Below are 19,974 nucleotides of genomic sequence, written 5' to 3'. Positions count from 1 at the left end.
GCACCCTCCCTCTGATAAGCGCATTACAAGCGCTCAGGAAAGCAGCACAGCACTGAAGGCAAAATCGCTTGGCAGAATGCCAGAATTTAACCGGCATTCCGGGCAGGCCTCTCTAAAAAGAGTGTTTTCACACAGCCTGTAAAGCCGGCACTACTATACGGCGCTGGCTGGGCTTCGATTTTTGGACGATGCGAGGGGACCCAGAACGGGCTGACGCCCGAACTACGTACTCAGAACAGCTGCGGCGTTGATTTATTCTGCGCTTCCTTACCGCCGCTTCTTCTTTTTCCGGCCGGTGAGGATGGCGCGGGCGCGGTCTTCGTCGTCGAGTGCGGTGGTGTACTTGTAGTTGAAGCCTTCGAGCTTACGGCGCTCGATTTTCTGACTGATCAGGCGCTCGATGGAAGCCACATTCATGAGTTCGTCCGCGGCAAAGAGAGTGAAGGCATCTCCCTCTTTCTGCGCACGACCGGTGCGGCCGATGCGGTGCACGTAGTCTTCCGAATGCTCGGGGACCATGTAGTTGATGACATGGGTGACGCCGCTGACGTCCAGGCCGCGGGCGGCGAGGTCGGTGGCGACGATGATTTCGAACTCACCATTGCGGAAGCCCTGCAGGGCGCGCTCGCGATCACGCTGGCCGATGTCCGAGTGCATGACGGCGACCTTGTATTCGTTGAGCTGCTTGAGCTCGGAGTAGATCTGGTCTGCCTGCACCTTGGTGCGGGTGAAGATCATGACGCTTTCGAAATGGGTCTGCTTCAGGATGGCGAGCAGCAGCTCCATGCGCTGATCGCTGGCGACCGGATACATGTAGTGGCTGACGGTCTCGGCGGCGGAGAAGCGGATGCCGACTTCCACGCTTTCGGGATCTTTGAGCGCGAAGTCCGCGAGGCTCTTGATCTGCGGCGGCATGGTGGCCGAGAAGAAGAGGGTCTGGCGCGTGGTCGGAGTTTTTTCCACGATGCGGCGGACGTCGGGGAGGAAGCCCATGTCGAGCATGCGATCCACTTCATCGAGAATCAGCACTTCAACGCCGCGCAGATCGGCCACACCTTCCTGCATGAAGTCAAGGAGACGACCGGGGGTGGCGACTACGATGTCCACGCCTTCCTGCAAACCTTTGCGCTGCTTTTCATAACCGACGCCGCCATGGACGAGGAGGACGCGCAGGCCGGTATGCTTGCCGTATTTTTCAAACTGATCGACCACCTGGGCGGCGAGTTCGCGGACGGGTTCGAGAACAAGGACGCGGAATTTTCCGGGAGCGCCCATGCGGGTGAGGGTGGGGAGGGCGAAGGCGGCGGTCTTGCCGGTTCCGGTCTGGGAGGCGCCAACGACATCCTTGCCGGTGAGGATGATGGGAATGGATTTCTCCTGAATGGTGGTGGGCGTGGTATAGCCGGACTCGCGAATGGCTGCGAGGACCGCAGGGGAAAGGCCGAGGACTTCAAAAGCCTCCGGGTAAGGACCTTCCGGCACGGGGGGCGGAGGAGGAGGAGGCACCGGAGCGTGATTCTGGCGCTCGGGCTTGTCCTCACGCGGGCCACGGGGTGGGCGGCCATCGCGCTCGCGACCGCGGGGAGGACCGCGGCGGCCATCGCGCTCGGGACGCTCACCGCGTTCCCGGGGAGGGCGGCCACCTTCACGCGGAGGACGCGGAGCGTGCTCACGGGCCTTGTCATCATGCGGCCGCTTGTGGGCGTGGATGGTGGCCGGGTGATGATCTTTGGAATGTTCTTTCGAATGCTCCTTGGAGTGTTCTTTGGCAGGCGCATGAGCGGCCGGCTTCTTTTTACCTCTGCCGATGACGCGTTTCAGCCCGTCTTTCAAGCGGCTGAAAAGGGAGGGTTTCTTGGGGGCGTGTTCGGGTCTGCGTGGGGTGGTCACAAGCGTTTTCTAGTAAAGAGACGGGGTCTATCGGCCAGATTGAGGGACAATGCAAACCCGCAGACATCCGACTGGCGAGGTCAGAGCCTCATGGCGTAGTGGACCTGGCGGGCAACCTCCTCGAAACCACAGCTGGGGTAGAGGTGCTGGCCGATGGCATTGGAGGCCATGGTTTCGATCTGTGCGAGCTTCATCCCCTCCTCCCGCATGTAGTCGAGAACGTGCTGGATGAGGCGGCGGCCGAGGCCCAGGCCCCGGGCGCTCTCCACGACGGCGAGGTTGGGAATCCGGCCACGTTGGTTCACCCGGTCCAGGCGGGTGGTGATGTAGCCGAGGATTTCGGTGCCACGCTCAGCGACGAAGCAGCCTTCCGGGCACTGGGCCACGTCGTCGTCGATGTGACTGGCCTTGCGGACCTTCCAGTCCCGCTCGTTCCAGAGGCCATATTTTTGCTCCAGCATCTGCTCAAGGGCGACGCTGCCAAAGGATTCCACCGTAATCCTGCGCAGCTGAGGCAGGTCGTCGTCTCGATACGGGCGGATGTGAAGGGGTGGCTCGTCCATGTTTGCGGGGGTTGAAAGTTGAATAAAAGGGTGATACGTAACGTCTCAAGACAAGCATCAATCGTTCAAATGGCACGGGTCTTGCGAAACACATGTGCAGTTGGCACCGTTGATAACAGTAATAATTCGGAGTTGCGAACATCTTAGCTTATATCATTCTTCTGGCCCATGCCGCTTTTTAGCCGGACTTCTAAAATTTGCCGATTCACTGAAAGCCTGTTTAAGGCGCTCGGAGTCGTGGTGCTGGCGGGAGTCCTCAGCCAATGCTCCGGCACTCCTCCTAAAGGAGACGTGGTGGTGAGCGTAAAGGATCAGAAGCTCGGCATCTACAGCGAGGGCAGGCTGACCAAACAGTACGTCATTTCCACCTCGAAGTTTGGGCTGGGGGACCAGCAGGGCAGCAACCGGACGCCTTTGGGCGCCCATGAAGTCATTGCCAAAATCGGCCAGGGCCTGCCCGCAGGGGCAGTTTTGAAAAGCCGCCGCTGGAATGGCGAGGTGCTGAAACCCAACGCTCCCGGTCGCGACCCGATCGTCTCCCGCATCCTGTGGCTGCGCGGCATGGAGACATCGAACAAGAACGCGTTCAACCGTTACATTTACATCCACGGCACCCCGGAAGAAAACCGGCTGGGCAAGCCCGCCAGCTATGGCTGTGTGCGCATGGGAATGACCGACGTGGTGGATCTGTTCAACAATGTGAACATCGGCGCCAAGGTGGTGATCACCAAAGGCGGACTCCCCGCCGGCCAGAAAGAGAAGGAAAAACCGGCGGCTGCCACGGATGATGTCGATGGCTCACCTGCTCTGAATTCGCCAGCCACGCTGGCCGCCCAGCCGATCGAACTTGCGCGGGTGACGGCCTCGGAAGGTGAAAAGAAGCGCGCGGAAGAAAATGAGGCCAAAGCCAAGGCAAAATCTGCCCCGGAGCGTGAGAAGCCCGCCATCAAATCTAAGACTTCCAAGTCCAAGTCCTTCACCAAGGTGGCAGGCCAGGCCTCACATAAGTCGAAAGCCAAGGCCTGACTCCTGACCGGGGTCGTCGCGGACCAGCTCGAAAGCGGGCATGTTTTTCAGCAGGGAGGGATTGGTCTCCAGCGGCATCCGGCGCATGACCTGCAGATGCTTGCGATCGATCATGAGGCGCTGCTTGTGAATACCCTCCTCAATGAGGCTGCTCTCCTGCCAGCGGGGAGCATCGCGAAATGACATCTGCGAAGGCCAGTAGACGGCGGTGCGGCCCACATTGACATCGATGAGTTCGACCTCGGTTTTGCCGGTGAGGTGGCAGACGCCCACGGCGCAGCCCAGTTCCACAGCACGAGCAGAGGCACAGCGCCCCACCCGCTCGACCCCTAGCACGGTTTCCGTGGCGCTGGGGACAAGCAGCACGTCCACCGCTGATCCGCGAAGGCGCGTGCTGATTTCAGGGATCTCGATGTCGAGGCAAATGACCACCGCGAAGCGCAGCCCGGCGAACTCCCAGAGGTGCAGCTCGGTGCCCGGGGAGAAATCGGATTCCCAAGGGGTGAGGTGCAGCTTGTCCTGATGCAGGACGCGATCTTCCAGAAGGATGGGCGCGCGGTTGCGCAGTTCCTGGCGCTCGGCATCCCAAAAGGGCACGGTGCCGAGCACGACGGCTTTGCCAGGGCGCGTGAGGAGGGATTTCAGCGCCGGGAGGACTTCATTCCAGAAGACTTCGGCAGCACGCTGGAGGGTGCGGGGCTCGACGAGCGGCACGAGGCCGACCCAGGCAAACTCAGGCAGCAGCACGAGGTCCGCGCCGTTGTTCCAGGAGGCTTCCACGCAGTCCACCACGACAGCGGCATAGGCTGCGGGAGATTTGACATCCGTCTTGGTATCAAAGGTGCAAAGATCGATCGCTATCATGGGAGGGGCGCACTCTGCGCCTCATTTCCCACAGCCGCAACTGCCGCCGCAGCCGGGCTTCTTGCGACGTCTGGCGGAGCGGACGATGAACAGCGTGATCGTGACGAGCACGACGGCGAGAGCTGCGATGGACTGCCAGTCTTGGTTCATGGAAAGGAGGGGGTCAGTAGCCGAGGGCGCTGCCGATCTGGAAGACCAGCAGACTCAGTACATACGCCGTGCCGGTCATGTACCCGAGCTGAAAAAGCGCCCATTTCCAGCTGCCGGTCTCGCGTTTCACAATGGCGATGGTGCTGACGCACTGCATGGCGAAGACATAAAAGACCAGGAGGCTGATGCAGACGAGCGGGGTGTAAACAAGGCGGCCGTCCGGTTTGCGCTCGGCGGCGAGTTTGTCGCGCAGCAGGTCGACATCGTCTTCAGCCCCTTCGACGGCATAAACGACACCCATGGTGGAGTTGAACACCTCGCGGGCGGCAAAACTGCCGATGAGGCCGATGCCGATTTTCCAGTCATAGCCGAGGGGGGCGATGGCCGGCTCGATAAACCTGCCGGCACGCCCCGCGAAGCTGTTTTCCAAATTCTGGGACTTGATGGCGTTGAGCTTTTCTTTTTGAGCGTCGAGCTCGGTTTTGGAGGCATCGTCCTTGGCGTCGCCGATTTCCTCGATGCGGTGCTCCAAGGAACGCTGCTCCCTGGCCTGTTCAGCACTGCGGGGGAAAGTGGATGCAGCCCAGATCAAAATGGAAATGCCGAGAATGATGGTGCCAGCGCGGACGAGGAACATGCGCGCACGCTGCCATACGTGCATGAGGATGGATTTGAGCGCCGGCATCTTGTAGGAGGGCATCTCCAGGATCATGGGGCTGGCCGAGCCTTTCATGACGAATTTGTTGAACACCCAGGCGAAGACGAAGGCACCGAAGGTCCCCAAGGCGTAAAGCCCGAGCATGATGCCCGCCTGCGTCAGCGCGCCGACTTCCTTCACGGGGAACAACACGCCAATAAGCAGGGAGTAAACCGGCAGCCGTGCCGAACACGAAGCCAGCGGCGCGATGAGGATGGTGATGAGCCGGTCCTTGGGATTGTCGATGGTGCGCGCGGCCATGACGCCGGGGATGGCGCAGGCGTAGGAGCTGAGGAAGGGCAGGAAAGACTTTCCATTCAGTCCCACCTTGCTCATGGCCCAGTCCATGATGAAGGCGAGCCGCGACATGTAGCCAGTGTCCTCCATGATGCCGATGAAGAAGAACAGGATGAGAATCTGCGGCAGGAAGATGACCACGCCGCTGACGCCTGGAATGACGCCATTGACCACGAGATCGCGCAGATCTCCGGCAGCCATGAGGCCGTCCACCCAAGATCCCAGTTGGCCGAAGCCAGCCTCGATCCAGTCCATGGGGCCTTCGGCCACCTTGAAAATGAGGAAGAAGAGCAGCCCGAGCACCAGCAGCAGGTTCACAAAGCCCAGTACCGGGTGCAGCAGAATGCGGTCGATTTTGGTGGTGATGGTTTCCACCTCCTGGTCGGGCCGTTTCAAGACCTGCTCGCAAAGTTTCTCGATGCTGCGGTAGCGCTCGGCCACGAGTTCGTCCTCCCAGCCGGGAAAGCTTTTTTCCATCTGGCCACGCAGCTCCTGAATGCGGCCGATTTGGGCGTCGCCGATGCCGTAGTGCGTGGGGTCGTGATCGGACAACAGGTAAAGTGGCTCCAGCAGCGAGGCACGGCTGTGGATGGCGCCGGTCTGACAAAGGGGGCCGCGGCTCTGCTCCAGAGCAGCACGCACGCCCTCTGGCAGCTTTGCGCTCTGCCACTTCGGCGGGGTGAGATCTTCGCGGCTGAGGGCTAGCTTAAGCTCGATGAGTCCCTGACCAGTGATGGCCTGAGTCTGAACGACGACGACACCGAGCAGCTCGGACAGTTTGGCCGCATCAATGCGCCACTCGCGCTGCACGGCCACGTCGATCATGTTCAGGACGAGAATCGTCGGCAGGCCGAGTTCGAGCACCTGGCTGACCATGTAGAGATTGCGCTCCAGATTGGCGGAATCCACCACGCAAACTACGCGATCCGGGCGCGGGGTGTCGGCCCTGCGTCCTAGGAGGACATCGCGCAGGACGGCTTCATCCGGCGAGCGCGCGTTCAGGCTGTAAGCGCCGGGAAGATCGATAAGGCGCAGTTTTTTGCCGTGCTGGCTGTAGCACTCGCCGATCTTTTTTTCGACGGTGACACCAGGGTAGTTGGCCACCTTTTGCTTCAGGCCCGTAAGCAGATTGAAGAGCGTGGTCTTCCCGGAATTCGGGTTTCCCACGATGGCGATGAGTGGCGGTTCAGTCGCGGCCTGGCTCATGCGACGGCGGGGGAGATGGCGATGAAAGCCGCCTCATGGTTGCGCATGGAAAGATGGGAGCCGCGCACACAGATTTCAATGGGTTCACCCAGGGGTGCACGACGCGTCACACGCACGCGGGTGCCGGGAACGATGCCCATTTCACGCAGCCGGGTGAGGCCAGAACGCCCGGTAGGCATGGCCTGAACGATGGCATCGGTGCCAACAGGAAGATCAGCAAGGGTGGCGGCGGACATGATAGGAAAACGGTCCTGCAACTGAGACTCTGTCGCAGAACATGAGATGAAATTAACAGGATCTGCGATTCTGGCAAATGCGGACTTTGAGCGGATTTTGCGCTGAACCGGCCGTCAGACTGCTTTTGGATGACCCTGCCGTGGTGGTTGCGCCGGTTCTGAAAGCCGCTAGTCTGCGCGCCCTCGAAAATTTATGTGGAAAGGACGTTTTGCTCAGGAAACCAGCGCTCTGGTGCAGCGCTATGGAGAATCCGTGTCGTTTGACTGGAGGCTCTACCCTCATGATATCGCCGGATCGATCGCCCATTCCAAGGGGCTGCTGAAGGCGGGCATCCTGACCGCCGAGGAGCAGCAGCAGATTGAAACGGGGCTGCTGGCCATCCGGAAAGAGATCGAGGCAGGGAATTTCGAGTTTAAAGAGGCTCTGGAAGATGTGCACATGAACATCGAGTCGGAGCTGACCAAGCGCATTGGTCCTGCTGGCGCGAAACTGCACACGGCGCGGAGCCGGAATGACCAGGTGGCCACGGATGTGCGTCTGTACTGCCGGGCCGAAACCGCGCGGATCACGGATCTTATCCGGGCCATGCAGGCGGCACTGATTGAGTGCGCCGAGCGCGGCGGAGAGACCGTGATGCCGGGCTACACACACCTGCAACGCGGGCAGCCGGTGCTGTTTGCCCACCATCTGCTGGCCTATGTGGAAATGCTGGAACGTGACGCGGCTCGCCTCGCGGACTGCCGCAAGCGCATCAATGTGATGCCGCTGGGTTCGGGCGCGCTGGCCGGCAGCACGATCATTCTGGACCGCGAATATGTGGCGCAGCAGCTGCAGTTTGACGGAGTGACGCAGAACTCGATGGATGCGGTGAGCGACCGTGACTTTGTGGCTGAGCTGCTGTTTGCGATTTCTTTGCTTGGGGTGCATCTCTCGCGCCTGAGCGAAGACGTCATTTTGTGGGCGAGCGCGGAGTTTGGCTTTGTGACGCTGAGCGATGCGCACACGACGGGCTCGTCCCTGATGCCGCAGAAGAAGAATCCGGATGTGGCGGAACTAACGCGTGGCAAGTCGGCGCGGCTGATTGGCAATCTCATGAGCATTCTGACGCTGCTGAAGGGCCTGCCGATGACTTACAACCGCGATCTGCAGGAGGACAAGGAGCCGCTGTTTGACTCGATCGACACGATCGACGTGGCGCTGCAGGTCTTCACGGAAATGATCACGGGCATGGATGTGAACCGTGCCAAGACGACCGCGGCGGCGAGCGACCCGATGCTGCTGGCGACGGATCTGGCGGACTACCTGGTGAACCATGGCGTGCCGTTCCGGCAGGCGCACGAAGTCATTGGCAAGCTGGTGGCCTACTCGATCGAGCAGCAGCGTGCGTTTGGAGACATGAAGCTGGAGGAATTTCAGCGTTTCTCGACAGCCTTTGAGGCGGATGTCACGGCCTGTTTGAATCTGGAAACGGCCATGGTGGCACGCAAGGGCATTGGTGCTCCGTCGCCGCAGAATGTGAAGGCGCAGCTGGCCCGCTGGCGCAAAGCTCTGACCCCAGCGTGACAGGCATGCAGATCCCGGATTTTGAACTTTACCAACCTGGAGCCGAAGACGGCTGGGAGAAAACTCGCAGCGAGGTGCAGTTTGCGAACCCGCATGTGGGCGTGGAAAAGGCCTACTTCACGACTCCGAGCCGCAAGAAGGAAGTGCCGTGGATGGTGGTGAAGCGCAAGGCCGCAGTAGCGATCGCCCCGGTGCTGGAGGACGGACGATTTGTGATGGTCCACCAGGAGCGCCTGCCGGTGATGCAGACGCTATGGGAATTTCCCGCCGGGCAGATCGACACCGAGGTGACGCGGGAGTCCCTGATTTACACCATTCAAAATGAACTGCGTGAGGAGTGCGGCTGCGCGCTGCATCCTGATCTGGGAACGCTGCAATCCCTCGGCTGGTTTTTTCCTTCGCAAGGTTTTACCGACGAGATCGTTTATCTCTTTACGGCGAAGCCCGTGTGTGTCGTCAGCCGTCCGGAACCGGATGGAAGCGAACACATCAGCGACGTGCGGTATGTGAGCGCGGGAGAACTGCGGGGGATGATTGCTGCCAATGCGATCACCAACGCCCTGACGCTGGCACTATTCGCACGGATCGCGGCCCAAGGACTGCCGTAGTCCTACGCAACCGCAATCCCCCTACCCCCTCCCCTTCCCATGTGGTCCGGCATACTTCAAAAAGTCTTTAAAGTTCGCGAAAAAGTCGCCTTGAATCTTGGCGGCAATGGCGACGAGGAAAAACCGTTCCTCGATCACCTGGAAGACCTGCGCAAAATGATTGTGCGCATGGTGGTGACACTGCTGGTGTCCTCAATCATCACCTTCACCTTTTACGACAAGCTGTTTGCGATCATCAAACTGCCGCTGTGGTGGACCGGGGTGGTCAAATCGGAGCAAGATCTCAAGAACATGCTGCAGATCCTGACGCCGCAGGAGGGCTTCATGATGGTGATGAACCTGGCGCTGATCGCCGGGGTCATGCTTTCATTTCCGCTGCTGCTGTTTTTCCTCCTGCAGTTCGTCCTGCCGGGGCTGAAGCCGGCGGAGAAAAAGGCCATCTTCCCGGCCATCGGCCTCGGAGCGGGCTTGTTTTTGATCGGCTCGTGCTTTGCCTTTTATGTCGTGCTGCCAAAGGCGCTGGAGTTTTTCTACACCTTCAACAACGACCTGGGGCTGCTGAATGGATGGCGGCTGGCGGACTATGTGAAATTTGCCACGCGCTTCATCCTGCTCTTCGGAGTGGCGTTTGAGCTGCCGGTGATTGTGATGGTGCTGGTGAAGCTGGATTTCCTGAACTTCAAGCTGATGAACTCGACGCGCTCGTATGCGATCGTGGCCATCGCCATTTTCTCCGCCATTGTGACGCCAACGCCTGATCCGTTCACGATGCTGGTGCTGGCCGCCCCCCTTTACATCCTCTATGAGACATGCATCTGGCTGGCCTACTTCATGGAGAAGAAGGACCGCGCCGCGTTCCCTGAATATTACGCGGACATCGACAAGGATGCGAAGGAACTCGAAGAGCAGGGCCCGGACGAATGGGACAACGAAAACTACAATCCGTGGTCTTCCGGCGACGATGATGACGATGACCGGGACGACGACTACAAGGCGCCTGCCGCCAAGCCGTCTGCGCCGCCGCCGGAGGTGGAGCATGCCGAGGACGAAAATCTGGGAGAGGACCAGAGCTCAAAGATGCCAGAAGATGAACCAGCAGACTCGCCACCACGCGAGATGACGCTGGAGGAAATGGCCCGCGAGGATGAGAAACGCTCCAACGAGCCGCCGCAGAAATCATAACTGCAGGAAAGTTTGAAGACCTAGGGGAGACACAGGTGAACAGCCTGTGTCTCTTCAGCGTTCGGTGGCGCCTTCACAGTCGATCACCAGCAGGCAAGGTGCATCTGCCTTGATGTCGAGCCTGCGCACCAGGAGGCGGGCGAGGTAAGCCCTGCCCCATTCGGTTTCACGATCCAGGAAGCGCCCCAGCGGCGAGTCGCGCTCGACGCAGGCGACGAAGTGGGGAACGCCCCCGGCAGAAACCTGCACGTCAAAGGTGATGTATTTGGAGCGCAGCTCGGCGGCGATATCCAGACCATGAGTAGGGCGCAAACCCATATGAAACCAGGCTGCATCCGCAGCAGGGAGCTTGAGGTAGGTCGCAAGAGCGGCAGAATGAGTCTCGATCAACAGCGGCCAGCTGATCCGGCGCCTGCCGTCGGCACCTGTTTCCAGCCGGAGCAAGGCCCCCGTGGCGCAGGAGGAAGTGACCAGTTTGAACAGCGGCGTGGGCTGGGAACCGGGCAGCGTCAATGGCGCGCCCGCAATGGGTGCGAGCAGCCGGGACTCAATTTTCGGCACGGCAGACGGCCCAAACAACGCCTCAATTTCAGCGCCGTACTTTCCAGCTTCATGAATGCACGCCGCGCGGCGTTCGGGCGTGTCTACGGCAAACAACTCCGTGACCAGAGCTTTCGCGTCCGCAGAGAAGGCTGCCACGTCAGGCTCAGGAATCACGGCACGAGCGATCTGCGGCTGGGGAGAAACCTGCGTTTTCTGAGCGGCCATCGTGGGAGCAGGAGGAGTGGCGCCGGGGGCCGGGCTGGCGGCGGGTCCACCGACGCTGTCCCACCAAAGCCAGAGCGCACCGCAGCACACCACGGCGAAGGCCAGAATGATGAAAGCATTGCGCCATGGAGAAGTCCTCAGGTGAGGAGGAGTGAGAGAAGCTTCGGGCTGCGGAGGCGGTGCGCCGGTGGGCATGAGCGCCGAGGAAAAGTGCAGGGCGGGCCGTGCGATGGAATGGGCGGGCGGCTGCGCCGGAGGGGTCTGCATGCCCGGCCAGGCTGCGGGTGGAGCGTATGCCTGAGGCGCGTGTGGCGGAGGCTGAACAGGAGGAGGCTGCATGCTCTGCATCGGCTGTGTCTGCGAAACACGCCGGCGCACCTGCGCCACGCCGGCCACCTGGGCCTGCGTGCCAAAATAGCCGCGCGGCGCATTGTGCGCGCAATGCGGACACTGCGTCATGCCCTCCATGCTCTGCTGCATGGAGAGAAATGCCTGGCCGCATGCCGGGCAGATCAGACTGGCGGTGGTCGCGGAATTCATCGTGCGCAAAAAACTTAACGCATCTTCTGCCTTTTTGCGCGAGTTGATTGCTGCAATCAGCCACATCAGCGGTACGAACACAGAACTTTCTGGCGAAGAGTGCGCCATGCGGTAGATTTTCCCTTCGCATGAGTCGCCCGAACGATGATTTGAAGCCCATACCACGCCATATCGCCATGATCATGGACGGCAACGGACGCTGGGCAAAAGAACGCGGACTGCCCCGTACGGAGGGCCACCGGGCCGGAGCGGAAACCGTGCGGCGCGTGGTGGAGTGCGGGAGCGAGATCGGGGTGGAATTCCTCACGCTGTACGCCTTTTCCGCGGAAAACTGGAAACGGCCGAAGCGCGAAGTGGAGGCGCTGATGAAGCTGCTGGAAATTTTTCTGCGCGGAGAACTCCCGCTGATGATGAAGCAAAATGTGCGGCTGCAGGCCATCGGCCGTCTGCATGACCTGCCGCAATCCTGCCAGAACGAGCTGCACCGCTGCATCGAAACCACCGCGCAGAACACCGGTCTGACGCTGATCCTGGCGCTGAGCTACGGCGGGCGCGAGGAGATCATCGACGGGGTTAAAAGCCTGCTGCAGAGCGTGGAAAGCGGTCACCTCGACAAGGCGATGATCGACGTGGAGATGTTCGGCAAGCACCTCTACACGCGTTACTATCCAGATCCTGACCTGCTGATCCGCACTTCGGGAGAAATGCGGCTGTCAAACTTTCTGCTCTGGCAGGTCAGCTACACGGAGTTTTACATCACCGAAAAGCTCTGGCCGGACTTCTCCAAAGAGGACCTTAAGGCTGCCATCCGTGCCTTCCACCAGCGCCACCGCCGTTTCGGCGGCGTATGACAATTGTTGACCTTGCCCTCCATTGCGGCGATAACGCCATCCCAACCCAAGAAAACGCGCTAATGCCAGACAACCCGGACACCCACCTGATCATCGTGGATCCAGATGCCGACTTCCTCGCATGGGCAGCCGCCCATCTGAAAGCACCAGGCGTTTCCATCAGTACTTTCGAGCGGGGTGAAGATGCCCTGGCCTCCTACGTCAAAAAGCGGGCCGACCTGCTGCTTTCTGAAGTCCGCCTGAACGGCACCACGGGCATCGAGCTTCTGAAGCGTCTGCGCCAGATTGATCCGCAGTCCATGGTGATCCTGTTCAGCGGCACGGCCACCACCAGCCACGTCATCGAGGCGATGCGCCTCGGAGCCTATGACGTGCTGGGCAAGGAACGGCTGCCGTACGAACTGCGCACCGTCGTTGAAAGCGCGCTCACCTCCATTGAGGCACGCAAGGTCACTCGCGCGCAAGCCGCTGAAGTGCCCACCGAATCGATCCAGGAGACCATCATCGGCCGCTCTGCGCCCATGCAGGAAGTTTTCAAGCTTATCGGCCGGGTCTCGCGTTCCGACGCCCCTGTCATGATCACGGGAGAAAGCGGCTGCGGCAAGGAGCTCGTGGCGGGCGCCATCCACAAGTTCAGTCCGCGCACGCAGAAGGAGTTTGTGGCCATCAACGTGACCGCCATTCCGGACAACCTGCTGGAGAGCGAGATCTTCGGCCACGAAAAAGGCTCCTTCACCGGTGCGGTGAACCAGCGCGTGGGCCGCTTTGAGCAGTGCGACGGCGGCACCCTTTTCCTGGATGAAATCGGCGACATGCCGCTCGCAGTGCAGAGCAAGCTGCTACGCGTGCTGCAGGAAGGCCAGTACTCGCGGGTGGGCAGCAATCAGACGCTGAAAACCGACGTGCGCGTGCTCGCCGCCACCAACAAGAACCTGGAGGAAGAGGTCGCGAAGGGAAATTTCCGCGAGGACTTGTTCTACCGACTGAATGTCGTGCGCATTCACATTCCGCCGCTGCGTGAACGGCGCGAGGACGTGCGCCTGCTGGCCGAGTTTTTCCTGCACCGCCTTTCCACCCGCCGCCGCGGACCGCAGATGCGCTTCACGGATGACGCGCTGGACATGCTGGACGCCTACGACTGGCCCGGCAACGTGCGCGAGCTGGAAAACACGATCCAGCGCGCCTGCGCCCTGTGCAATTCTGACGTGCTGCTGCCTTCCGACATTCCGCTGGGCAGCAAAGGCGCGCGCCACATGGACCCCTCCAGCACCGTCACCCGCATGCGCGATGCGCTGAGCATGCTCGTGAGCGTGGCGGAAAAAACGCCGGACATCGAACTGCTGCCCTGGGTGGAGCGCGAACTGTCCCGCCTGGCCTTCCGCCACTTCAGCGAGGATGCGGACCGCACGGCCAAATTCCTCGGCGTAAACATCGACGCGCTGCAGAGCAATCTCAGCGCTCCTGCGGTGAAAAAAGCCGCCGCAGAGATCCCGCTTACCGCCGCTCCCGCCCCAAAAAAAGCTAGGAAGGCTGGCTAAACAGCCTCGAACAACATGGCACCCCACACCCGTGAGGGACGTCATTTCATTCGTTAGACCCTTGTATTTTATCACGTAATCCCGCTCTCTCCCTATGCTCAAACAACTCACACTCACCGCCCTTGCGGCGCTCGCATTCTCCTCTGCTCAGGCCGAAGACGGCTGGACGTCCTTGTTCAACGGCAAAGACCTCTCCGGCTGGAAATCCAACGAGGAAGTCCCCGGCGTGTTCACCGTGGAAAACGGTGAACTCAAAGTCAGCGGCGGACGCGCCCACCTTTTCTACATGGGCGAAAAAGGCGACGCCAGCTTCAAAAACTTCGAGCTCAAGCTGAAGGTCAAGACCACTCCCGGCTCCAACAGCGGCGTTTACATTCACACGAAGTATCAGGACAAGGGCTGGCCGGACGCGGGATACGAGTGCCAGGTAAACAGCACGCACACCGATCCGAAGAAGACCGGCAGCTTGTACGGCGTGATCAACATCCTGGCCCTGCTGGAAGGTCAGAAGGAACCCGAAGGCGGCAAGCACATCAAGGTGCCGCTGGCTCCCAGCACGGACAACGAATGGTTTGACTACGACATCAAGGTCGAAGGCAAGAAGATCACCATCGCCGTCAATGGCAAGGTCACCGTGGAATTCACAGAGCCCGAGGGCTGGGACCCCGCCAAGGAGCTGAAAAACATGCCCGGCCGCAAGCTCAGTGCCGGCACGATCGCGATTCAGGGCCACGACCCCAAAAGCACCACGTACTACAAGGACATTGCCATCAAGGTGCTGCCTTGATCTGAAACTGGCTGATCTGAATTCCGAAGCGGGCGTCCTGAACGGGCCGCCCGCTTTTTTTGTGGGGTCGGACAAAAAAGAAGGGCAAATGCCGCGGTGGCTGACGACGATCTTGCAAGCACCCGCCTGTTTATGCAGACAACCCTCGATGAAGTCCAGCACAGCCAGTTCCTCCGCCTGTATGCGGCGAACGAGGCGGCGCTGCATGCGTTTGTCCGCTCTGTGCTGCCTTCACTGCAGGAAGCCGCGGATGTGATGCAGGAGGTGGCGGTGGTCCTGTGGCAGAAGTTTGCCGAGGCGGATGAATTCCGCCCCTGGGCCTTCGGCGTCGCCCGCAACATGGTGCTGCGACATCTGCGCAGCCGGGCGCGTGACCGCCATGTCTTTGATGACGAACTGGTGAACCAGCTCTTGGACGAGGCGGCGGCCATGGAGCAGAGGCACCTGACCCAGCGCGAGGCTTTGACCACATGCCTGCAAAAACTGCCCGAGGTGCAGCGCAAACTGGCGCTCACGGCCTACACCAAAGGCACGCGCATGGATGAGCTGGCCGTGCAGCGCGGACAGACGCCAATGGCACTCTACAAACTGCTGCAACGCATCCGGCAGGTGCTGCTGGAATGCGTGCGGCGCACCCTGACCCAGGAAGAACCCACATGAAAACGGACATGCATGAACTCATCCAGCGCCACCTCGCCGGACACACCACGGCCGAGGAATCCGAAGCGCTGCAGACGGCGCTCAAGGCCGACGCCAAGCTGCGTGCCCTGCTGCTGGACTACGCCAATCTCGATGTGGCGCTGGGCGGGCTGGCGGAAACCGAAAGGGCCGAACCAAAGGGGACGGTGCGCTGGCAAGTCTGGCGTCCGCTTGCCGCGGCTGCGGCGTGTGTGTTCGCTCTGCTGATTTTTTCACGCAAGCCCGTCCATCCTCAGCACGACCTGGCGGCGGTGTTTGCCACCACGGAAAAAACCATCGCCCACATGCCGGCGCCGTCGCTGGATCCGCTGCCGGAGTGGATGTCTCCCACGGCCTCCATGCTGCCTCCCTCAGATTTCTCACTCTTCACATTCTAACCCCCACACACCATGAAACACATCGTTCTCACGATTCTTCTGCTCTCCGTCTGCGCAATCTTTGCGGCCGACAATGCTGCTCCGAAAAACGACCCGTTTGGAGGCGCTTTTTTTCCGCCCGAAGTGATCATGCAGCTGCACTCGCAGCTGGGGCTGAGCCCGCAGCAGCTGGAGACATTTCAAGCGAGAGCCATGAAAACCCAACCTCAGTCCGAGGAGCTGCGGAAGAAGCTGGAGGCCGAGAGCGCGGCGCTGGCTGCTCTAGCCAAAAAGGATCATGTGGAGGAGGCGGCCATCATCGCCCAGCTCGACAAAGTGCTCGATGCTGAGCGCGAGCTGAAGCATCTCCATATTGGCCTGATGGTGGCGGCCAAAAACCTGCTGACAGCCGAGCAGCAGACCAAGCTGCGCGAAATGACCAAGGATGGTGGCGCACGGATTGCCGAGGCCGCGCGTGCACGGCTGACGGAAAAGATCGAGCGCGTCAAGGCGGGTGCTCAGGCATGGGCAGCTGGTGGCCGTGACCCCTCCGAGGTGCTGCGGGCTATGGAGCAGACCTTCAAACCTCTGATCGAGTCCGGCAAGATCATGGAGGCGGAAGCCGAACTGGACCGCGTGCTGGAACAGCTCAAACCGGACGCGAAGTAAGAGCATCCGTACGCGCCTTTTCAGACCATGAAAACCGGCACCATCATCACTCTAACCACAGGTCTGTTGCTGGCGACCGCGGGATTCATCCGATCTCAGGACAAAGAAGCGCGGGAGCATCTGCTGCACGAATTTGGCGGCTCGTATTTTGTCTCCCGTGAGAAGGTGCAGAATGAGTTGAAGCTTTCCGACTCACAGCGGCAGAAGCTGCAGGAGAAGCTCTCTGCCGACGTGCTTCAGGCCGGAGATCTCTCCAAGAAGATCAAAGGTCTCAGAGGCGGGGAGAAGGACAAGCTGATGCAGCCTTCCTATGAAGCGCTGGAGGCTTATTTGCAGGCGAATCTGACGGCTGACCAGTTCAGCAGATTCCGACAGCTCCAATTGCAGTATGAAATTCCGGGCATCATGCTCCAGCCCAGGATCGTCTCGGAGCTTCACATCACAGACGAGCAGCGGCAGAATTTCATGACGGCGATTCAGGAGATGCAGAAAACAATCTCCCCGCTGATTCAGCAGGCAAGATCCGGCGGCAACGCCCAGGGAATTCTAATCCAGGTGACAAACCTCCGTCTGGACTGCCAGAAGCAGATTGTCGCATTGCTTAACGAAACGCAGAAAAGGAAATGGGAGGAGATGACCGGCCAGTCCTTCATCATCTGGTAGCCGCTTCTCCTCCGGTCAAGAGCCCAGGCATTTGCCCCTTCACACCACAGACCATGAAAACAGCCATTTTTGCAGCCTTCGCACTCGGCATTGCATTCTCCAGCCAGCCGAGCGCTTGGGCGGCCGAAACCCAATACCTATCTTTTCAGCTTCAGACCGGACTACCTGGATATGCCAGCCAGTTTCACCCTGAGCCCGGGCATTTCTCCCTGAACAAGGCACAGCTGGGCGAGTTCGTTCAGTCCGTGATCAAGGCGATCGGTCTCACGGGTGATGCCCGGCACAAGCTCGCCTTCGCCGTGGGACCACTGTGTTTTGACATGCCTGATGAAGAGACACGCCAGTTCATCCGCGATGCCTTTGCGGTGGCGCGTGAAAACGATGTGGCCGTGGCATTGCACATCGACGACTCGATGGGCTGGGGACAGCGCAAAGATCTCATCTCGAACCCTGACAACATCGAAACGATGGACTGGCAGCAGACGCCGAACACGGGGCGACGCATGGACTGGGGGCGGACGCCCACGAAGTTTGCGCCGCAGATGTGTTTCAACAGCCCTGCGATTGTGGCTGCGGTCCAAGAGCGTGCCGCGCTCATTGGAACGGAGGTGAAGAAGGAGACGGAGGCGCTCAAGGCCGCGGGAAAAGAACATCTCTTTGCGGGTCTCATGGCGGGATGGGAAACGATGATCGGCCGCGATTTCGACACAGACAAAGCGCTCGGGTTTCGCGCACTGAAGAATCGCGGATTCAGCGAAGCGAACCCGCCCAAGGATGCGAACGGTCAGCGCGTCCAGGTGGTGCATGAGTTCATCGAGCTTTGGGCCGCCTCTCTGCGTGCGACGGGCATTGCCCGGGAGAAAATTTTCTGCCACATCGCCTTCACACCCCAGGGGCTGGATCACAAGGAGAAGGCCAACACCACCTCCCATTTCTCGCCGCCCGAGGTGGCATTTGGGACCTCCTATCGCCCTGGCTTCTCCACTTATCCCGAAGGAGGCACGTTCAATGAAATCCAAAATGCGCTGGCTGCCCATGGCTCTCCACGTTGGATTTCTGCCGAGGGCACCAATGTCTCGCCAACCGGCATGCCGAGCGGCATTACCATGGAGACCTACCTTGGGCGAATGTTCAACCGTGGTGCGGTGATGGTGAATGTGTTTGCCTGGGGCGTGGGTGGCGAGACGATGCGCGGTCATTTCTTCCGACGTGCGGCGGAAGATCCGGAGCCACTGGCGGCCTATGCGAAATTTCTGCGTGGGGAGCCCCTGGTGGAATCTGCTGCGACAGGCTTCTCCCCTGAAATCCTGCAGGCCAAGATGCAGCGCATTCAGAAGGAGCTGCCCGCCTGGGTGCAGGCGACGAAACAGCAGGCGCTGGTGATGCCCAAGATGGGCAAAATCCAGGAACTGGTGAAAAGCAAGCAATGGCAGGAGGTGAACAGGATGGCAGACGAAGTTCTGGCGCTGATTTCCGCTCCGAAGGCGGAATGAGCCAGAGACGCGCCCGCCAACTTGGGTGATGATTCATTTGACGGCGGGCGTGGTTCTGAGCACTGAGCAGCATGCTCCTCAACCACGGCATCCATCTCGGCTACTGCACCAACATCCACCGCGGCGAAACGTGGGAGGAAACTTGGAACGGTCTCAAAAACTACACGCTGCGCGTGAAGGACCGAGTGAGCGGCGGGAGGCCCTACGGCATCGGCCTGCGCCTGAGCCAGCAGGCTGCGGTGGAACTGAGCGCACCCGGCAAGATCGATGAATTCAAGGCATGGCTGGATGCGAACGGATGCTATGTTTTCACCATCAATGGCTTCCCGTATGGCTCTTTCCACGGCACACGGGTGAAGGAGCATGTCTTCAAACCGGACTGGAGCACGCAGGAGCGCCTGGAGTACACCAATCTGCTCTTTGACATCCTCGCACAACTGCTGCCTCCGGGCGTGAGCGGCAGCGTGAGCACGCTGCCGGGATCCCACAAGACTTTCAATGTCGGCGCGGATGAACTGCAGGCGATTTTCAACAATCTGAGGTCCTGTCGCGAGCATATTGAAAAGGTCGCTTTGAAGAGCGGGCATGACCTGCACCTTGGCCTGGAGCCGGAGCCGCTGGGCTTGTTTGAGACGAGCGGCGAGACGCTGAAGTTTTTCGGCCTCTATCTGGATCGCAATCCCAAGGACCGCGACTTTTTCAAATTTGTGGGCTTGAACTACGACACCTGCCATCTGGCCATAGAGTTTGAAGATGCGAAGAAGGCGCTGGAGCGCATCACCGGGGCGGGCATCCGGCTGAGCAAGCTGCATTTTAGTTCCGCGCTGAAACTGAAGCCCACTCCTGAGAATGTGGAGAAGCTGCGGGCCTTCGATGAGCCGGTGTACTTTCATCAGGTCATCTCCAGCTATGGCAAGGATGAGCCGCTGCGCCGGTTTAAAGACCTGCCGGATGCGCTGCAGTTTGCACAGACCAGCCCCGCGAGCCTGGGTGAAGAATGGCGGGTGCATTTCCATATTCCGATCCACGCCCAGCCGGGTGACGGCTTTGACAGCACGCGGGATCATTTGCTCGGTGCGATGGACTGGCTGGCGGCGAATCCTCAAAAATGCCAGCACATCGAGATGGAAACCTACACCTGGGAGGTCCTGCCGCAGGAGATGCGCAGCGGGGATGTGGTGGATCAGCTGGTGAAAGAGTATGAGTGGACGCTGGGAGAGATGAGCAGCCGAAATCTGGCGATCAAGGCCCCCTGACCAATCCCGTGGGTGGATGGGCGGCAATCCTATGATGCCCTGCGAGGTGACGTCTTGGCCCCTTGACATCC

At 60.2% G+C, this 19,974-nt stretch carries 20 protein-coding genes; 13 read left to right on the top strand and 7 right to left on the bottom strand.

Going from position 1 to position 19,974, the window contains the following annotated elements; translation table 11 throughout:
* Window positions 1-267 precede the first annotated feature (267 nt).
* A complete protein-coding gene (locus ACILSO_RS04390; protein ID WP_395736152.1) occupies window positions 268-1,833 on the bottom strand; it encodes a DEAD/DEAH box helicase in 1,566 nt (521 codons plus the stop codon).
* 137 nt (window positions 1,834-1,970) lie between these two features.
* Window positions 1,971-2,453 carry a GNAT family N-acetyltransferase gene (locus ACILSO_RS04385; protein WP_395736151.1) on the bottom strand — a complete coding sequence of 161 codons (483 nt, stop codon included), beginning with the start codon at window positions 2,451-2,453 and terminating at the stop codon, window positions 1,971-1,973.
* A 168-nt stretch (window positions 2,454-2,621) separates the two neighbouring features.
* Here ACILSO_RS04385 and ACILSO_RS04380 point away from each other — a divergent pair, with 168 nt between their 5' ends.
* Window positions 2,622-3,479: a L,D-transpeptidase family protein gene (locus tag ACILSO_RS04380; RefSeq protein WP_395736150.1), complete on the top strand. Its 858-nt coding sequence runs from the start codon at window positions 2,622-2,624 to the stop codon at window positions 3,477-3,479.
* On the opposite strand, the gene ACILSO_RS04375 is transcribed toward ACILSO_RS04380, so the two are convergent.
* From ACILSO_RS04375 to ACILSO_RS04360, 4 genes are read right to left on the bottom strand one after another with little or no spacing between them, the layout of a single operon-like run.
* Window positions 3,453-4,343: a nitrilase-related carbon-nitrogen hydrolase gene (locus ACILSO_RS04375; protein ID WP_395736149.1), complete on the bottom strand. Its 891-nt coding sequence runs from the start codon at window positions 4,341-4,343 to the stop codon at window positions 3,453-3,455. The genes ACILSO_RS04380 and ACILSO_RS04375 overlap by 27 nt on opposite strands.
* A 21-nt stretch (window positions 4,344-4,364) precedes the next feature.
* Complete coding sequence (locus ACILSO_RS04370; RefSeq protein WP_395736148.1) at window positions 4,365-4,493, bottom strand: FeoB-associated Cys-rich membrane protein; 129 nt, start codon at window positions 4,491-4,493, stop codon at window positions 4,365-4,367.
* 13 nt (window positions 4,494-4,506) lie between these two features.
* Window positions 4,507-6,693 carry a ferrous iron transport protein B gene (gene feoB, locus ACILSO_RS04365; protein ID WP_395736147.1) on the bottom strand — a complete coding sequence of 729 codons (2,187 nt, stop codon included), beginning with the start codon at window positions 6,691-6,693 and terminating at the stop codon, window positions 4,507-4,509.
* On the bottom strand, window positions 6,690-6,929 hold the full coding sequence (locus ACILSO_RS04360; RefSeq protein WP_395736146.1) for a ferrous iron transport protein A: 240 nt from the start codon (window positions 6,927-6,929) through the stop codon (window positions 6,690-6,692). Before ACILSO_RS04360 ends, feoB begins: the two co-directional genes overlap by 4 nt.
* A 193-nt stretch (window positions 6,930-7,122) precedes the next feature.
* Here ACILSO_RS04360 and argH point away from each other — a divergent pair, with 193 nt between their 5' ends.
* The 3 genes from argH to tatC are packed head-to-tail and all read left to right on the top strand — an operon-like array spanning window position 7,123 to window position 10,283.
* Window positions 7,123-8,493, top strand: a complete 1,371-nt coding sequence (gene argH / locus ACILSO_RS04355) for an argininosuccinate lyase (RefSeq protein WP_395736145.1) — start codon at window positions 7,123-7,125, stop codon at window positions 8,491-8,493.
* Window positions 8,494-8,498: 5 nt separating this feature from the next.
* The gene (locus ACILSO_RS04350) at window positions 8,499-9,101 is read left to right on the top strand and encodes an NUDIX hydrolase (protein ID WP_395736144.1); all 603 of its coding nucleotides are present in this window, start codon (window positions 8,499-8,501) and stop codon (window positions 9,099-9,101) included.
* 39 nt (window positions 9,102-9,140) lie between these two features.
* Entirely contained in the window at window positions 9,141-10,283 is a 1,143-nt protein-coding gene (gene tatC, locus ACILSO_RS04345; protein WP_395736143.1) for a twin-arginine translocase subunit TatC, read from the top strand.
* A 54-nt stretch (window positions 10,284-10,337) separates the two neighbouring features.
* Here the strand turns inward: tatC and ACILSO_RS04340 are convergent, their stop codons facing one another.
* Entirely contained in the window at window positions 10,338-11,591 is a 1,254-nt protein-coding gene (locus ACILSO_RS04340) for a hypothetical protein (protein ID WP_395736142.1), read from the bottom strand.
* A 128-nt stretch (window positions 11,592-11,719) separates the two neighbouring features.
* Between ACILSO_RS04340 and ACILSO_RS04335 the strand changes: the two genes are divergently transcribed.
* The 9 genes from ACILSO_RS04335 to eboE all read left to right on the top strand — a co-directional run bounded on the left by ACILSO_RS04335 (window position 11,720) and on the right by eboE (window position 19,903).
* The gene (locus tag ACILSO_RS04335) at window positions 11,720-12,442 is read left to right on the top strand and encodes an isoprenyl transferase (protein ID WP_395736141.1); all 723 of its coding nucleotides are present in this window, start codon (window positions 11,720-11,722) and stop codon (window positions 12,440-12,442) included.
* Window positions 12,443-12,504: 62 nt separating this feature from the next.
* Window positions 12,505-13,980, top strand: coding sequence for a sigma-54-dependent transcriptional regulator (locus ACILSO_RS04330; RefSeq protein WP_395736140.1), 1,476 nt, complete (start codon window positions 12,505-12,507; stop codon window positions 13,978-13,980).
* A 94-nt stretch (window positions 13,981-14,074) separates the two neighbouring features.
* Window positions 14,075-14,767, top strand: a complete 693-nt coding sequence (locus ACILSO_RS04325; protein WP_395736139.1) for a DUF1080 domain-containing protein — start codon at window positions 14,075-14,077, stop codon at window positions 14,765-14,767.
* Between the two features lie 132 nt (window positions 14,768-14,899).
* Window positions 14,900-15,427, top strand: coding sequence for a sigma-70 family RNA polymerase sigma factor (locus ACILSO_RS04320; RefSeq protein ID WP_395736138.1), 528 nt, complete (start codon window positions 14,900-14,902; stop codon window positions 15,425-15,427).
* Entirely contained in the window at window positions 15,424-15,843 is a 420-nt protein-coding gene (locus tag ACILSO_RS04315) for a hypothetical protein (protein WP_395736137.1), read from the top strand. Before ACILSO_RS04320 ends, ACILSO_RS04315 begins: the two co-directional genes overlap by 4 nt.
* Window positions 15,844-15,855: 12 nt before the next feature.
* On the top strand, window positions 15,856-16,491 hold the full coding sequence (locus ACILSO_RS04310; RefSeq protein ID WP_395736136.1) for a Spy/CpxP family protein refolding chaperone: 636 nt from the start codon (window positions 15,856-15,858) through the stop codon (window positions 16,489-16,491).
* Between the two features lie 27 nt (window positions 16,492-16,518).
* Complete coding sequence (locus tag ACILSO_RS04305) at window positions 16,519-17,154, top strand: hypothetical protein (protein WP_395736135.1); 636 nt, start codon at window positions 16,519-16,521, stop codon at window positions 17,152-17,154.
* A gap of 53 nt (window positions 17,155-17,207) precedes the next feature.
* On the top strand, window positions 17,208-18,647 hold the full coding sequence (locus ACILSO_RS04300; protein ID WP_395736134.1) for a hypothetical protein: 1,440 nt from the start codon (window positions 17,208-17,210) through the stop codon (window positions 18,645-18,647).
* A gap of 71 nt (window positions 18,648-18,718) precedes the next feature.
* A complete protein-coding gene (eboE, locus tag ACILSO_RS04295; RefSeq protein WP_395736133.1) occupies window positions 18,719-19,903 on the top strand; it encodes a metabolite traffic protein EboE in 1,185 nt (394 codons plus the stop codon).
* The last annotated feature ends 71 nt before the right edge of the window (window positions 19,904-19,974 follow it).

Source organism: Prosthecobacter sp. (genome assembly GCF_044226605.1).
GTDB lineage: Bacteria > Verrucomicrobiota > Verrucomicrobiia > Verrucomicrobiales > Verrucomicrobiaceae > Prosthecobacter.
The sequence above is the reverse complement of the archived record's forward strand: the minus strand, read 5'-3'. Positions and strand labels throughout refer to the sequence as shown.